This window comes from Nodosilinea nodulosa PCC 7104 (assembly GCF_000309385.1).
Taxonomy (GTDB): domain Bacteria; phylum Cyanobacteriota; class Cyanobacteriia; order Phormidesmidales; family Phormidesmidaceae; genus Nodosilinea; species Nodosilinea nodulosa.
In genome coordinates, this window is sequence record NZ_JH976537.1 from 4254372 (window position 1) to 4269119 (window position 14748).

The following is a 14748-nucleotide window of genomic DNA, read 5'->3' on the forward strand; positions in this document are numbered from 1 at the left end:
ACAGTAGAAAGGTCCGCTATCCGATCCACAGCCATTCCTTAGCGGAACGGCGGCGAGTAAATTAACCCGCCTTCGGTCCAGAGATTGTTCAGACCCCGATCGAGTTTGAGCGGTGAGTCTGCCCCCACATTGCGCTCAAAGATTTCGCCGTAGTTGCCAGTGGTCTTAATCACAGCCACCATAAAGTCGTTGGGTAGACCGAGCTGCTGCCCCAACTCTCCCTGAGCACCCAAAAAGCCCTGGATGTCGGGGTTGTCGCTACTCGTCATCTGGTCAACATTGGCCTGGGTAATGCCAAACTCTTCAGCCTGCATCAGGCCAAAGGTCACCCATTTGACGACATCAAACCAGGCGGAATCGTTGTTGATGGTGACCGGACCCAGGGGTTCTTTAGAAAGTACATCGGGGAGCAGGATATTGTCGTCCGGGTTGGGCAGGCCGGTGCGCTTGGCCGCCAGCTGAGAGCGATCGGAGGTAAACCCCTCACAACGACCCTCGGTGTAGGCTGCCGACGCCGCATTGGAATCCTGAAATTTAACTTCGTTGACGGTAATGCCGGCTTCTTTAGCGCGGCTGGCCAGGTTGAGTTCGGTGGTGGTGCCGGTCTCAACACAGACAGACTTGCCGTCTAGCCCATCAAAATTGGTAATTCCGCTCGCCTTGGTCACCATCACCCCCTGACCGTCGTAGAAGGTGGTAGGGGCGAACTCCAGACCGTTACCGCCAGCGGCGTCCCGACTTAGGGTCCAGGTTGTGTTTCGGGCCAGCATATCCACTTCCCCGTTTTGCAAAGCGGGGAAACGCGCTGTGGAGTCAAGGTTACGATATTCGATCTTGCTGTCGATATCGTCGGAGGCACCGAATAGAGCTGCTGCCACGGCCCGGCAGGTATCTACATCTAGACCGGAGTATTTGCCGCTTTGATCGACAAAGCTAAATCCAGGAATGGTACCTTCCACGCCGCAGATCAGCTTGCCCCGAGATTTGATTGTGTCGAGACGGCTGGCCACACTGGTAGTAGCGGTTCCATTATCACCGCTCGAGCCTGTTGTCGTGGTTGTGGAACCACCACAGGCTGTGACCGTCAAGCTTAGAGCAGCGGCCAACAAAATCCACTTGCGCATATCTACCTCACTCACAACTCACATCAATAAAATCGCAAAAAACCGCAAAACTTAGTTAACCAAGCGAGGATGTCAAATCTGCTTAACATTCCAGCGGTTTAAGCTTTCATTTTGCACTGACAATAATATACCGGGCTGGCTTCTCCGGACGCTTTATCCCGGCTCATTGCAAAGAACCGTAGAACTTAGCTCAAACAGTCAGAGACATTGAGCTTGCTTAACATTCCACTGGTTTGGGTTTTAATTTTGCATCACAGATAACACTATGCTGCTCTGAGTTCCCTAAGTTTTGGGGGAAATGATTTTTTGGCTGCATCACCGATTTGCGCAAGCGGTGAGCCAGGCGGGCAAGCTTTTGGCTCACGCTAGGGGACAGTTAGGCCCCCGAGGCTTGTGTCTGGGCACTGGCTTAGGTGGCTGTTACGTATGCGTAGTTGGCCTTGAGGTTAGCAGGCCGTGTGTTGTGCTGCATCAGGCTCAATCTAGCTGGCGCGTTGCGGCTGTTCTTTGCGTGGAGGGCAGGGAAGGTCGCGCTAGTGGCAATACACGCTTATGACGACTTGATTAAAAAATAATTATCGGCCAGTGCGGCCAAGTGGTAGCTATAGATGCGATCTAGCGTCCCTGAGCCAGATCGCGGATGAGGGGAATTTTGGCGCGAATGTAGCAGTAGAGCTGATCGGTTTCGGTCTGGTTGATCGGCTGTTGCCCGATAAACTGGTCTAACAACCAGCACACCAGGCTGTTGTCATCTAGGGCTAGAAGATGACTGCTCTGTGAACGGTCTACCAAAGACCACAGGTGGCGCAGGATCTGGGGGTTCATAGCAGTTGTTAATAATTTCTTTAGATTTATAGTAGTGCATCTGCCTCCGCATACGAGTGAGGCTGTGAATTATTAACATCGCCTATTTTTTGGGGTTGCCAATCTATCTCGGGAGAGAGATGTGATCGGGCGGGGCGGTGGGGCGGTGGCTGTTTTAGGAATCTGCGTTCCAGGCGATCGCGCGCGCCACGGCGCAGATGCCCCCTACGGTAACGCCGCTCTGTCGGAGGGTTTGGGCTGCGGCCTGGGCCGTAGCCCCCGTAGTGAAAATGTCGTCGAGTAGCCACACCGTTGCTTTGCGCAGCGTGCGGACTTGGGCTGGATTGACGGCAAAGGCCTGGGCCAGGTTGCGCTGGCGGGCTGAGCGCCCCAGGCTGTGCTGCGCCTGGGTGGCCTGCGATCGCACCAGCCCCTGACTGCACAGGGGCAGCCGGGTCTGTCGGCAAAACCACTGGGCCAACAGATCGGCCTGGTTAAAGCCCCGCTGCTGGAGTTTGCTGGCATGCAGCGGGATGGGCACGATCGCCACTGGGCTGGCCGCTGGATCGCGCCTGGGGGCATGTCGGTGCCAGGTTTGCCCCAGTTCGATGCCCAAAAACTGAGCCAGGTCGGTGTGGCCGCTGTACTTGAGGCTGCCAATGGCCTGGCGCAGGCTGCCTTCGTAGCAGCCCCAGGTGATCACCGCCAGGTCGGTCCCGGGGTCGTAGGGGGTGGAGGTTTGGCACTGGCGCAGCCGACGGCAGCAGCTGGGGCAGAGGACTGCTGAAGCCGATCGCTGGCACAGCGGGCAGGGGCTGGACAAAACCAGGCTGAGCAGCTGGCGTTTGCCCTGGACTAGCCAGGTCTGAACCGATGAGGGCATGGGCATGGGGATGGTTCCCTACGAAGGAAAGGCAGGACTTTGCGGCAGCGCTGCTGGGTCTATTGTTGTGGAGACCAGCGGCCGTGACGAGGGTGAAACTAATGAATCTGGCGGCTGTTTGGCCAACTCTAAGTCGCTGGGCAGGCGGCCAAGGCGGTAGCCATCACGTAGAATCAGTACATATAAGATATTGACTTCAAAAAGCTGCGCTTGGGGCGGGTTGCTCCTCAGCAATTGCCCCTTGGCTTAAAGGTTCCAGCGTTTGGGCAGACCCGGCGCCCTGGGCCATGGCTAAGCATTGATTAAAAACCGAATACAAACCCTAATACGTTGGCCATCTCCCCCCCGCTGGTTTTCAGTGAGGGCTAGCCTTTTACTTTTGGTATGACCTGGCTTCGACAACTGGATGACCTAGACGTAGCCGATCTGAAAGCCGTTGGTCATAAAGCCTATTACCTGGGCCTGCTGAAGCAACGGGGGCTGCCTGTTGCCCAGGGATACGTGCTGACGGCAGCGCCCTGGCACTACAGCCTGGAGCAGATGGCCTGGTCAGATGGGGCAGGCGATCGCCTGGCACCAGTCTGCCAGAGCGGCTTTCAGACGCTGCAGCAGTATAGTCAGCGGTGGCAGGGGGCGATGCGAGCCATTCCGGCGATCGCCGCTGCCGATTGGCCGGCTTCCCCTCCGCCCGGCGACGTTGTCCCCGCCGCCTGGATGCTGCGCGCTTCGCTGTGGGTAGATGGATCGGGCGGAGAGGCGTTGACTGCTGCGGTGCCGGTGGGCAGTGGCCTGCTGCCGGCTCACATTGAGGCCGATTTTACCGCGCTGCCCCAGGTGCTGCCCCAGTTTTGGAGTCATGCCCTCACGGCCCGCTGTCTGTCGGTTTGGCAGCTCCACTGCCAGCGCCTGCGCGACCTCAGCTTCGCCACGCTGGTCATGCCCGTGTACCCGGCGCTAGCCTCAGGCACCTTGACCCTCGCCCAGGGGCAGATTGTGGTGACGGCGGTCGCGGGCCTGGGGCTGGCCCTCACCCAGGGAGAGGCCGTTCCGACCTACTGCCGCACCAGCCGCGGCAAGATAGCGGCGGCGACCTGGGAACCAGGGTTTCAGGAGCGTGTTTACCGGCTGATGCCAGCTTTGAAGTACCGCCCTCGGCCTGCGATTGTAGCCCAGCCCGTGCAGGTGGTAGAGCGCGATCGCCCCGAGCTTCTAGCCCCTCTCAATGCCAGTCAAATGACCCGTTTGGTGCACCTAGCAGACCTGGCCCAGGGGGCCATGGGCAGCAGCGGAGTGCGCCTGGAGTGGCTGCTCCACCCCAGCGCTAACCCCGATCAGCCCAACCTGGTCATCACCGAGGCGGCCCCCTGGGATGACCCCGCCGGGGTTAGACCGACGGCGCCTTCCCCGGCGGCCTCGCCCCGCTCCCAGCCGCCGCTGCTGCCTATGGCCAGCACGGTGGTGCGCGGTATTGGGGCGGCGGGTGGTCGTATCCAGGGGGTGGCGGTGGTCGCCCAGCACCCTCAGGATTTGCCTGAGGCCTTGCCGCCGGGATGCATCGTGGTGATGCCCGATCTCCAGCCCGATGCGTTTTTGCAGCTGCGAGCGGTGATGGGCATTATCACCGAGCGGGGTGGGGCGACCTGTCACGCGGCGATTTTGGCGCGGGAGGTGGGTATTCCAGCCGTGGTGGGGGCGCCTCAGGCCACCCAGCTGCTGGAAACCGGCATGGTGCTCTGGCTGGACGGCGATCGCGGCGTGGTCTACGGTCTCACCGATGGAGCCATAGACCACCAGCAGTTTGAAACGGCCCTGGCCCAGTTTCAAACCCCCACGGCCCGGGTTGCCGACCTGTCGAGTCAGCATCGGGCCCGCTACCAGCGCCTGCGCACCCAGGTCATGGTCAACCTGAGCCAGACCCAGCGACTGGCCACGCTGCCCCTCGACTATGCCGCTGGGGTTGGCCTGGTGCGATCGGAGTGGCTGCTGCTGGATGTCCTCGACGGACGGCACCCGTGGGACTGGGTCAACCGGGGCCAGGAAGCGGAGCTACAGCAGCGCCTGGTGCAGCAGCTAGAGCCAATTTTGCAGATTCTGGGGTCCAAGCCGCTGCGCTACCGCAGCCTCGATCTGCGATCGCACGAGTGGACGGCCCTGGAGGGCAGCCCACCGGTCGAGCCAAACCCAATGCTGGGCCTGAGGGGCACCCTCAGCTATGAAATCGACGATCGCCTGTTTCAGGTTGAGCTGGCGGCCCTGGCCACCCTACAGCGGGCGGGCTATACCAATTTGCAGCTCATTTTGCCCTTTGTGCGCACCGTAGAAGAGGCGATCGCCTGCCGCCAGCGCATCGATCGCGCTGGCCTGCTGGATACCGACGGCTTTGCCCTGTGGATTATGGCTGAGGTGCCGTCGGTGCTGTTTTTGCTGCCCGCCTACGCCCAGGCAGGGGTGCAGGGCATTGCCATTGGCTCCAACGATCTGACCCAGCTGCTGCTGGCCGTCGATCGCGATCAGCCCACCATCGCCTCTGCCTACGATGAGCGCCATCCGGTGGTGCGGCTGGCCATGGCTCACCTGGTCCGAGAGGCCCATCGCTGCGGCCTGATGTGCTCAATTTGCGGCCAGGCCCCGGTGCGCCATCCCGAACTGATTGCCGATCTGGTGGCCTGGGGGATTGGCTCAATTTCCGTGGAAGCCGCGGCCCTGCCCTTTACCTTGGAGGCCGTGTGGCAGGCCGAACAGGGTAAACCCTAGCCTGCTCCAGGACAATGCCCGTCGCTGGGGTGGACAAAGTGCGCCCAACTCTAGCTATAGCTAGCCTGGTTAAGACGTTTCTCCTATGAACGTTCAAACGTTTGAACGTTCATAGAATTTCTGGATGTCCTATCAACATAGCTATGGCTATACCTGGCGCTTGTCAGCAGATGACCGATAATAACAACGTTGTGCAGACGGTTACTTATCTATGGCTCTTCCTACCAACCTAGCCACCCTAGACGGTGCTCCCCTGGCTCCCGAGACTTTGAGCGGCAAAGTTGTTCTCTTTGTCAATGTGGCCAGCAAGTGCGGCCTCACGCCCCAGTACAGCGGCCTAGTAGAGCTGGATAAGGCCTACGGCGATCGCGGCCTGGTGATTGTGGGCGTCCCCTGCAACCAGTTTGGCCAGCAAGAACCCGGCAGCTCCGAAGAGATTAAGGACTTCACCAAAACCAAGTACGATGTCGACTTTACCCTGCTCGAAAAACAGGATGTCAATGGCCCCAATCGCAGCCCGCTCTACCAGTTTCTGGTGGGCAGCGGCCCCGACATCGGCTGGAACTTTGGCAAGTTCTTGGTCGGGCGCGACGGCGAGGTGATCGCCCGCTTCGAGCCCCAAACCGCCCCCAGCGACCCAGCTCTCAAAACCGCCATCGAGCAAGCCCTGGGCTAACCCGCCAGGGCCGACAGCACATCGTGCAGCAAATCCTGGTGCATGAGGGCGCGATCGACCCGCGATTTGATCTGCTCTGGGGCCAGGGGTTCACCGTTGGCATAGACCTCCAGCCAGGTTTGGGTCATCTGCTCTGGAGTGGTGGGCCAGCGGTGTGCCACCGCCTGGGGGCTGAGGTCAAAGCCCGGCAGGTCGAGGTCGGCCATCAGGTGGCTGACCTTGGGGTCGTAGCTCAGCCCGAAGCAGCGACAGCCCTCGGCAGCGGCCATAATCAGGGCGTGCAGCCGCATGCCAATGGTCATCTCGACGCCGCGAAACAGCCCCTTGAGCTGATGGGGATTGCTGAGGCTGTAGATCCGACTGGGGCCTGCCAGCCTGGGCTGGATATACTCCGCAATGGGTAAATCTTTGACGGGCTGAAACGGCACCAGCAGCAGACAGGTGTGGGTAGCCTTTTGAAACGAGGCCAGGGCCTGGGTAAACTGGTCAAGCCGACTTTCCGTTAGCCAAAGATGAGGGCGCAGGGCCACCGCCACGCGGGGGGCGGGCAGCTCCCACAGGCCTTCTACGGGGGCTGCCTCTAAGGCCCAGACCGGGTCGGGGGCCTGCATACCCGGCACCTGCCACCGGGCCAACCAGGCCGCCGACCCGTGGTCGCGCACGCTGACGGCGTCGCAGTGGGCCAGGGCGTAGCGGCTTAGCCCCTGGCTCAGGACATGGTTTAGAGGGCCAATACCCTGGCCCCAGGCAATGGTTTTGAGGCCTAACCACTGGGCCAGCGCCATCAGGCCGCCGTAGTAAATCGGGTTTTGCAGGCTGGTGGCATCCTGCAGCAGGCTGCCCCCTCCCCAGATAAACACATCAGCACCTCGCAGCGCTCTGATCACTGGCCCCAGGGCCTTTCGGGGCACCGTCTCCACCCCGTAGCGCTGGGCTGTCTCCACCGGGTTGCCCGACAGCACCACGGGCGTTACCGCCCTGGGCAACATCTGGAGCAGGGTGGCCAGCAGAGCTTCGTCGCCGCCGTTGCCCATACCGTAGTAGCCACACAAAACCGCTCGCATGCTTACCTACCCAGATTCGAACCGCTAGCTAAACCGCTATACGCCATACCCCGACCTTTCTACAATAGAGGCTGTTGTTACGCCCTGAACGCCATGCATGCCCTCTCCCTGCCCACCTGGATGATCCATATTTCAAGCGTGCTGGAGTGGATGGCAGCGATGTGGTTTGTCTGGCAGTTTGCGGCGGTGACCCAGCGCCCCGTGTGGCGGTGGTTGGCGATCGGCATGCTGCCGGCTTTGGTCAGCGCCATGGCCGCCTGCACCTGGCACCTGTTCGACAATGCCCCGGGGCTGGCCTGGTTAGTCACCCTGCAAGCGGCCATGACCGTGGCGGGCAATGCCACGCTATGCCTTGCCGCCTGGTGGATTTGGCGGCAGGGGAGAGTCTCCACAGAAAATCAGTAAATGAGCACCTTGGGCTTTAAATTTTAAAGAATCCCTGGCGGCTTGGCCCCAATAGCAGCCCTGCCAGCAATCATCCTGATATCTAAGCCCCACCCCACCCCATCACTCCCCACCCCCAAACCATGCTCGACAAAAATACCCTCTTTGCCTTCTCCCTCTTCCCCTATCTGGGGTTTTTATGGTTTCTAACTCGCACTAAGGAGACGCCAAAGCTGGCGCTGATTGGCTTCTACGCGCTGCTAGTGTTTGTCGCCATCACAATTCCGGCTGGTATTTACGCCAAAGTGGGCCTGGGCAAGGAACTGGCGGATGTGGATTGGCTGCACGGCAGCGCCGAGGCCTTTTTGACGCTGTCGAACATTTTGGTGGTGCTGGGGTTTCGCCAGGCGGTGTTGCAGCACCGGGCGGGGTTAGAAGGGGTGGAGGCAGAGGGGAAGTGAGAATGGAGGAGGTGAGGACGATGGGGAGGAGTGGGGAGAATGTTCATGGTCTGGCGAGATATAGCTGTGGACAGTCCGGCTAAGACAGGTCTCTATGAACATTCAAACGTTTGAACGTTCATAGGTTTTTTGGATGTCCTAACCAACGTGACTATGGCTATAGCCATCGCCGCCGTTCAGGCAGTACAGTCCCGTGCTCATTCCACCAGACAAAAAGATTTTGACCGATGCGCCAATGAAACCTTACGCAAGATTTTGAATCAGTCTCGGCCTAAGGACAGTCCAGAGCAAAGGATTCCCCCCATCCCCCCATTCCCCCATCTCCTACTCAAGACCAACAAACTCCTCCGCAATGCTAGGGTGAATAGCTACGGTGACGTCAAAATCGGCCTTGGTGGCCCCCATGGTGAGGGCGATCGCGATGCCCTGCATGATCTCCGCCGCATGGTCCCCGACCATGTGCGCTCCCAGCACTCGATCGGTCGATGTTTGCACCACCAGCTTGACGAGAGCCTTGGTTTCCAGGTTGGACAGGGTGTTGTGCAAGGGCCGGAAATGGGTGCGGTAAATTTGCACATCTCCAGGCCCAAATTTTGTCTGCGCCTCCACCTCGGTGAGGCCTACGGTGCTCATTTCGGGAGTGGTAAATACAGCGCTGGGAATAGCGTCGTAGTTGATGGGCACGGGAGTTGGGCCAAACTCGGCATCGGCAAACTGACGCCCTTCTCGCAGCGCGACCGGGGTGAGGCTGGGATGCTCGGTCACATCGCCGACGGCAAAAATGTGGGAAACGCTGGTGCGCTGCTGGGCGTCTACGGCGATCGCGCCTTCCTTGAGCTGCACGCCGATACGTTCCAGGCCCAGGCCTTCCAGGTTGGGGATGCGTCCGGTGGCGGCCAGGTTCACCGCGTCACAGAGAAGGGTGTCTTGACCGTGGGGGGTGGTGACCGTCACCGTTACCCCCGCCTCGGCTGGGGCGATCGCAATGCTTTCGCTGTGGGCAATGATTTTGATGCCCCGCTGCTGCATGGCCCCGTGGATTTCGCAGCGAAGGTCGTCGTCAAAGCCGCGCAAAACTCTGTCGGCCCGAATAATCTGAATCACCTCGGTACCCAGTCCGTTCAAAATGCAGGCAAACTCGCTGCCGATATAGCCGCCGCCGATAATCACCAGGCGCCTGGGCTGCTGGGGCAGGTGAAAAATGTCGTCGGAGGTAATGGCATGCTCAATGCCGGGAATGTTGCCGGGCAACTTGGGCCTGCCGCCAACGGCAATCAAAATTTTTGCGGCGGTGACGGTGCGATCGCCAACGGCCAGGGTGTGCCCATCGACAAAGCGGGCGTAGTGGGGGAATAACGCCACCCCGGCGTCGTCGAGCATGGCCTGGTAAACCCCGTTTAGGCGCTCGGTTTCCTGCGCGATCGCCGCCCTCAGCGTTGGCCAGTGAAAGGTGCTCTGCTCCACCTGCCAGCCGTAGCTGGCCGCCGCCGTAAACTGGTCGCTAAAGCGGGCGGCATAGACCATCAGCTTTTTCGGCACGCAGCCCCGGTTGACGCAGGTGCCCCCCAGCCGATCCGCCTCTGCCAGGGCGACTCGTGCCCCGTGCCCTGCGGCCCGGCTCGCGGCCGCAATGCCTCCAGAACCACCGCCTACCACAAACAAATCAAAATCGTAGGCCACGGTATTTCCCTGACTGGTGTTCAAACTCCAGCATTGCCCGGGGGCGATCCCCTTGGCATCCGCACTGGGGCACAGTTTCCCTCGGCGGCCCATTCAAGCCTTGCCCCTGTCGCTCACCCGTTCCCCTGGGCGGCGCTAGCGCCCGAGGCAAAGGCCATCTGCCAAAAGGCGGCTTCGAGATCGGCAACGCGCAGAAAGGCGGCTTCGGCCTGGGTCTGGGTGGCGGGGCTGGCGATCGCCAGGGTGGCATCGGCCTGGGCGGCCAGCAGGCGCACGTAGTCGGTAAAGCCGGGGTTGCCCCAGCGATCGGCAAACTCGGCGTAGGGGGCGGGCATGGGGCCGGGCCGCTGCCAGCCCTGGTTATAGGCGCACTCGATGGCCCACAGGGCCGTGGCCTGGACCGCATAGGGCGCGATCGCCAGACTGGCCATAAACTCGCAGTAGTGCTGGCAGGTGGGCTGGGGCGGCGTGGCCAGAGGGAGCGATCGCTCGGCGGCCTTGGCCTCAAACCACAGCAGCTCGTCCTTGAGGGCCGTCAGCCCGGCCAGCAGCACATCGAGGTGATCGTCGGGGGCGGCCCCCAGCACCCGGCCCACCATGCGGGTAAACGCTTTGACGAACAGAAAATCCTGCACCAGCCAGGTGTTGAACTGGGCTGGCTGTAGCCTGCCGCTCTGACAGCCGGTGAGGAAGGGATGGGTGGTGGCCCTGACCCAGGCGGCGGGATGGGCCTGCAAAAGCAGCTGACAACTCAGGGCCATGGGGGTACTTAGGGAATGAGGATTGGATTAAACCTGCGGTTAGAGCGGGTCTACGGGGTTTGGACAGCCGAGGCGGCCATCCCACAAATCCCTGAGTCTCAACCCCTTGAGCGCAGGAAATCGGGGACAGCTTCCCAGGTGCGCTAGTTGGGCACGATTTGGGTGACGACGCGGCCGCCGTCCACCACCACGGTTTCATCGTCCAGGCGGCCCACGGCGCGGGAGCCATTGAGGTTGACGGCGGGGTTGACCTGGCTGTAGTTGACGTCGCCCTCGGCCACCAGGGTCTGGGTCTCGACGTTCCAGTTGAGGCGATCGCTGGTCATGCGGGTCTGGTTGGTTTCGCCCACGGCCACCACGTTGTCGGAGAGGGCAATCTGCTGCTGGGCCAGATCCATCCGCCCCCGGTTGGCGGTAACCCTGACTTTATTTTTGGGATGCACCAGGGTGAGGGGCTGGTTGACGGTCACCTGCTCCTTGGCCACCTGCCAGTCCAGGGCTTCGCTGGTCATGTTGAGGGGCAGCTCTAGCATTTGCATGGCCACCTGACCCCGCAGGGCAACCAGTTTGTCCGCCAGATTGACCGAGCCTCGCTGGCCAGTAACTACATCGGTAATGGCATTTTGCTGAAACTGCTCGACCCGCAGTGGCTGAGTGCTCTCAATTCGCTCATCACGCCAAAACCAGGTCAGCTCTTTCGCCTGGAGCTTGAGCCAGGATTCGGTTTTGGGGTCGGCCACCACGGTGTTGGCGACCACGTTGCCCACTAGCTCCATCCGGTTTTCGCGGTTGAAGACCCGCGCCTCATCCGCCGCCGCCCGCAGCTGGGGATGGGTGCCGGTGATGTGGTCGCGCATGATCAGCACATCCTCCTGGGGGCGCCACTCCATCTCATTGCCCCGCAGCACAGAGCCATTTTGAACGCCCGTGGCGACGATATTGCCGTGCAGCAAAATAACGGTGCCGTTTTCACGCACTTCGCCGGTATCGGCAATCACCCGGTACAGCACTTTGCCGTCCTGGAACAGGTCGCCGTCCGGTCGAGTGATAAAGGCCACCTTCTGGTCGGCGCTGTAGGTTACCTCGTCCCCCTTCACCCGCCACAGCATCTGGCCCTGATCGTCGGGCTGCTCAAGGGTAACGTCGTGCAGGGTGAGGCCGGGCTGCGGATCGTTGGCCGACTCATCGGCGCCATTGTTGGGGTCGAAGCCTGGGCCAACTACGCTGTATAGCCCGATCGCCACCATCGCGATCGCAGCCCCGCCAACCGTTAACTGCCGCCATCGTGCCATTGCTGTTATGCCTCTAGTTGCGCCTCTAAGGGCCTACTCGCCCACCACCAGGCCGTCTTCGGTCGAGTCTGCGGCGGTTAGATTGGGCAGCGGGCGATAGGTGTAGTTCTGGCTGGCAGAACTGCGGGGCAGCTTTCTGATGTCGTCTTTGACCCCTTCCAGGTCGATGTAGCGGTCGGCCACATTAATTAAGCTGTCGCTGGTCATCGATCGCAGGCTCACCACCTCAACCCGCGCCCCCCGATAGCTGGCGGCATCGGCGGCATAGGCCAGGTCGCCATCGCCGCTGACCAGCACGGCGGTGTCGTAGTAATTGACCAGAGCGACCAGGTCTACGGCGATCTCCACATCCAGGTTAGCTTTCTTAGAGCCGTCGGGCAGCTGCACCAAATCCTTGGCAATCACCCGGTAGCCGTTGCGCCGCATCCACAACAGAAAGCCCTGCTGCTTTTCGTTGGTGCGATCTACCCCGGTGTAGAAAAATGACCGAAACAGCCGCGACCCGGCGGTAAGCTTGCACAGCAGCTTGGTGTAGTCAATCTCGATGCCTAGCTGTAGCGCTGCGTAGAACAGGTTAGAGCCGTCGATAAAAATGGCCACCCGACCCCGGTTGTCGAGCACCTGCTCGGGGGTAAATATGGCATCGTCGCTCAAAAGGGAGTGGTTATGGTGAGTGTCTAACATAATTTTGATATGGGGTTGCGTAGGGTTTTAAAGGGGTTTGAAACGAAGGTAGCAAGAGCGCTTGGGGGCCTAGGGGCTGGCCTCAGGTTCGGGCAGTTCCAGCCGCTGAAATACGGGCGCGGCCTCCCCGAGGGGCTGGGTGGGGGGCAGATGGCCCCAGGCGGCGTGGTCGGCGTAGCTGAGCGTCTGCCCCAGGGTCTTGTCGTTAAAATCGACCCCAAAGCCCAGCTGGGCGTAAATCTGATTGCTAATGCCGGGAATCACAGGCGCCAGCAGGTAAGCGGCCTGACGCACCGACTCTAGCACGGCGTACAAAACGGCCTCGGTCTCGGCCTGCTTGCCCTGTTTGTAGAGACTCCAGGGAGCCTGATCGTCCAGGAACTTGTTGCTGGCCTGCACCAGGGCCAGGGTGGCGGTGCAGGCCTGGCTAAAGGCCAGGCGGCTGTAAGCCTCAGTGACGGTCTCGGGCAGCGCCGCCCCGATCGCCCGCAGGGGATGATCTGCCGCGATCGCCTGGGGATCGATATCGGGCACTCTGCCGTCGCAGTAGCGAGCCGCCATCTTCAGGGTGCGGTTGAGCAGGTTGCCCAGATCGTTGGCCAAATCGGCGTTGAGCACGTTGATAAAGCGGGTTTCGTTGAAGTCGCCGTCTTTGCCAAACTCAATTTCGCGCAAAAAATAGTAGCGCACCGCATCGGCGCCGTAGGTTTCGACCAGGGCTACCGGGTCTAAGGTGTTGCCCTGGCTCTTGCCCATTTTTTGGCCGTCCTTAGTCAAAAAGCCGTGGCCGTACACCCGCCTGGGCAGCGGCAGCTCCGCCGACATCAGCATGGCGGGCCAGTACACCGCATGAAAGCGCAGAATATCCTTGCCAATCAGGTGGGTGTGAATGGGCCACCAGTGGGCGATCGCTTTTTCCAGACTGGGGGGATCGTCGGGGTCTTGCAGGGCGGTGATATAGCCCAAAAGGGCGTCAAACCATACGTAGAGGGTGTGCCCCGGATCGGTGGGCACCGCAAACCCCCAGTCGAGGTTGATGCGTGAGATGGAGAAATCTTGCAGCCCCCGATTGACAAAGCTCAGCACCTCGTTGCGGCGAGCCTCGGGCTGAATAAAGTCTGGGTGCTCGGTATAAAACTGCTCTAGCTGCTCCTGATAGCTGGACAGCTTAAAAAAGTAGTTGGACTCGTCGCGCCACTCGACGGGTTTGTTGGTGTGAATGGGGCAGTGCCGGTTGGGCAGCAGATCGCGCTCTTCTTTAAATTCTTCGCAGGAGACGCAGTACCAGCCCTGCTGCTGACCCTTGTAGATATCGCCCCGGTCCCACACGCGCTGAAAAAATTCGTTGACGATGACGTTGTGGCGAGGGGCAGTGGTGCGAATGAAGCGATCAAAGTCGATATTCAGCAATTTCCACAGGCGCTCAAACCCCGCCGCAAATTCGTCGCAGTGGGCCTGGGGGGACACACCTCGATCTTCGGCGGTGCGCTGAATTTTTTGGCCGTGCTCATCGGTGCCGGTAATCATCAGCACCGGATGGCCCATGAGCCGATAAAACCGGGCCACTACGTCAGCGGCGATGGTGGTATAGGCACTGCCTATGTGGGGTAATCCATTGACGTAGTACAGCGGCGTGGTGATGGCAAAGGGCGATTTATCAGCGGGGGTAAAAGTCATACAGGCAACGGGAACACTCGCCTCTAAGAGGCTAGATCAACAACAACGGTAGCCATCGGAGTCAGCCCTACTAGACCTAGAATTCAGGGCAAAACTCGCCAAATAACTAGGATAGCAGCGTCAGCAAAAAGCTGTCTTTTAGCTGCTTTATAAACAAGGCAACAGTCTATAACTTAGTCTGCTCTGTTAACGTTCCCTGAATAAACCCCAGAAGATTTAAGCATCTGCTGGAGTAAAACAATTGCTATTAATTGGCGATCGCAGAGATAGGCGATCGCCTGATTGACCGACAACAATTCTGAAGCAGGTTGATGCTGCGCGAAGCAAAACCCAACACCAGTAACGGTTTTGTTGAGTTGCGCTAGCGCCAACCCAATCTCCGGCAGCATAAGGATTTCAAGGACTTTGTCAGTCAACCAGTACTCAAAGGCTGGACTGTGCCCTCTCCCCAACTCCCCAACTCCCCAACTCCCCCGCGATCGCCAATAGTCGTCACCCTTGTGC

At 60.2% G+C, this 14748-nt stretch carries 14 protein-coding genes; 4 read left to right on the forward strand and 10 right to left on the reverse strand.

The annotated features are described in order from the left end of the window. Positions 1-38 precede the first annotated feature (38 nt). The 3 genes from LEPTO7104_RS0119725 to LEPTO7104_RS0119735 form a co-directional block, all read right to left on the reverse strand. On the reverse strand, positions 39-1124 hold the full coding sequence (locus LEPTO7104_RS0119725; protein ID WP_026072870.1) for an amino acid ABC transporter substrate-binding protein: 1086 nt from the start codon (positions 1122-1124) through the stop codon (positions 39-41). A 615-nt stretch (positions 1125-1739) separates the two neighbouring features. Continuing rightward, positions 1740-1949, reverse strand: coding sequence for a hypothetical protein (locus tag LEPTO7104_RS0119730; RefSeq protein ID WP_017300312.1), 210 nt, complete (start codon positions 1947-1949; stop codon positions 1740-1742). 154 nt (positions 1950-2103) lie between these two features. After that, positions 2104-2817 (reverse strand): ComF family protein, encoded by a 714-nt coding sequence (locus tag LEPTO7104_RS0119735; RefSeq protein ID WP_017300313.1) that lies wholly within the window; start codon positions 2815-2817, stop codon positions 2104-2106. Positions 2818-3195: 378 nt separating this feature from the next. Here LEPTO7104_RS0119735 and LEPTO7104_RS0119740 point away from each other — a divergent pair, with 378 nt between their 5' ends. Together LEPTO7104_RS0119740 and LEPTO7104_RS0119745 are read left to right on the forward strand one after the other, a co-directional pair. Further along, entirely contained in the window at positions 3196-5565 is a 2370-nt protein-coding gene (locus tag LEPTO7104_RS0119740) for a putative PEP-binding protein (protein WP_017300314.1), read from the forward strand. A 211-nt stretch (positions 5566-5776) separates the two neighbouring features. Then, positions 5777-6241, forward strand: coding sequence for a glutathione peroxidase (locus tag LEPTO7104_RS0119745; protein WP_017300315.1), 465 nt, complete (start codon positions 5777-5779; stop codon positions 6239-6241). On the opposite strand, the gene csaB is transcribed toward LEPTO7104_RS0119745, so the two are convergent. Further along, on the reverse strand, positions 6238-7305 hold the full coding sequence (gene csaB / locus LEPTO7104_RS0119750) for a polysaccharide pyruvyl transferase CsaB (RefSeq protein ID WP_017300316.1): 1068 nt from the start codon (positions 7303-7305) through the stop codon (positions 6238-6240). The genes LEPTO7104_RS0119745 and csaB overlap by 4 nt on opposite strands. 93 nt (positions 7306-7398) lie before the next feature. Here csaB and LEPTO7104_RS0119755 point away from each other — a divergent pair, with 93 nt between their 5' ends. Together LEPTO7104_RS0119755 and LEPTO7104_RS0119760 are read left to right on the forward strand one after the other, a co-directional pair. After that, positions 7399-7710 (forward strand): DUF2499 domain-containing protein, encoded by a 312-nt coding sequence (locus LEPTO7104_RS0119755; protein ID WP_017300317.1) that lies wholly within the window; start codon positions 7399-7401, stop codon positions 7708-7710. A 122-nt stretch (positions 7711-7832) separates the two neighbouring features. After that, positions 7833-8150 carry a DUF3593 domain-containing protein gene (locus LEPTO7104_RS0119760; protein WP_017300318.1) on the forward strand — a complete coding sequence of 106 codons (318 nt, stop codon included), beginning with the start codon at positions 7833-7835 and terminating at the stop codon, positions 8148-8150. A 324-nt stretch (positions 8151-8474) separates the two neighbouring features. Here the strand turns inward: LEPTO7104_RS0119760 and gorA are convergent, their stop codons facing one another. From gorA to LEPTO7104_RS0119790, 6 genes are all read right to left on the reverse strand, one after another. Next, on the reverse strand, positions 8475-9830 hold the full coding sequence (gene gorA, locus LEPTO7104_RS0119765) for a glutathione-disulfide reductase (RefSeq protein ID WP_026072872.1): 1356 nt from the start codon (positions 9828-9830) through the stop codon (positions 8475-8477). Between the two features lie 113 nt (positions 9831-9943). Beyond that, positions 9944-10591, reverse strand: coding sequence for a TenA family protein (locus tag LEPTO7104_RS0119770; protein WP_017300320.1), 648 nt, complete (start codon positions 10589-10591; stop codon positions 9944-9946). 143 nt (positions 10592-10734) lie between these two features. Continuing rightward, the gene (gene lptC / locus LEPTO7104_RS0119775) at positions 10735-11883 is read right to left on the reverse strand and encodes an LPS export ABC transporter periplasmic protein LptC (protein WP_155523710.1); all 1149 of its coding nucleotides are present in this window, start codon (positions 11881-11883) and stop codon (positions 10735-10737) included. Positions 11884-11916: 33 nt separating this feature from the next. After that, a complete protein-coding gene (locus tag LEPTO7104_RS0119780; protein ID WP_040695555.1) occupies positions 11917-12567 on the reverse strand; it encodes a LabA-like NYN domain-containing protein in 651 nt (216 codons plus the stop codon). Positions 12568-12636: 69 nt separating this feature from the next. Further along, on the reverse strand, positions 12637-14244 hold the full coding sequence (metG, locus tag LEPTO7104_RS0119785) for a methionine--tRNA ligase (protein WP_017300323.1): 1608 nt from the start codon (positions 14242-14244) through the stop codon (positions 12637-12639). Positions 14245-14417: 173 nt separating this feature from the next. Continuing rightward, entirely contained in the window at positions 14418-14660 is a 243-nt protein-coding gene (locus LEPTO7104_RS0119790; RefSeq protein WP_026072873.1) for a hypothetical protein, read from the reverse strand. Positions 14661-14748 lie beyond the last annotated feature (88 nt).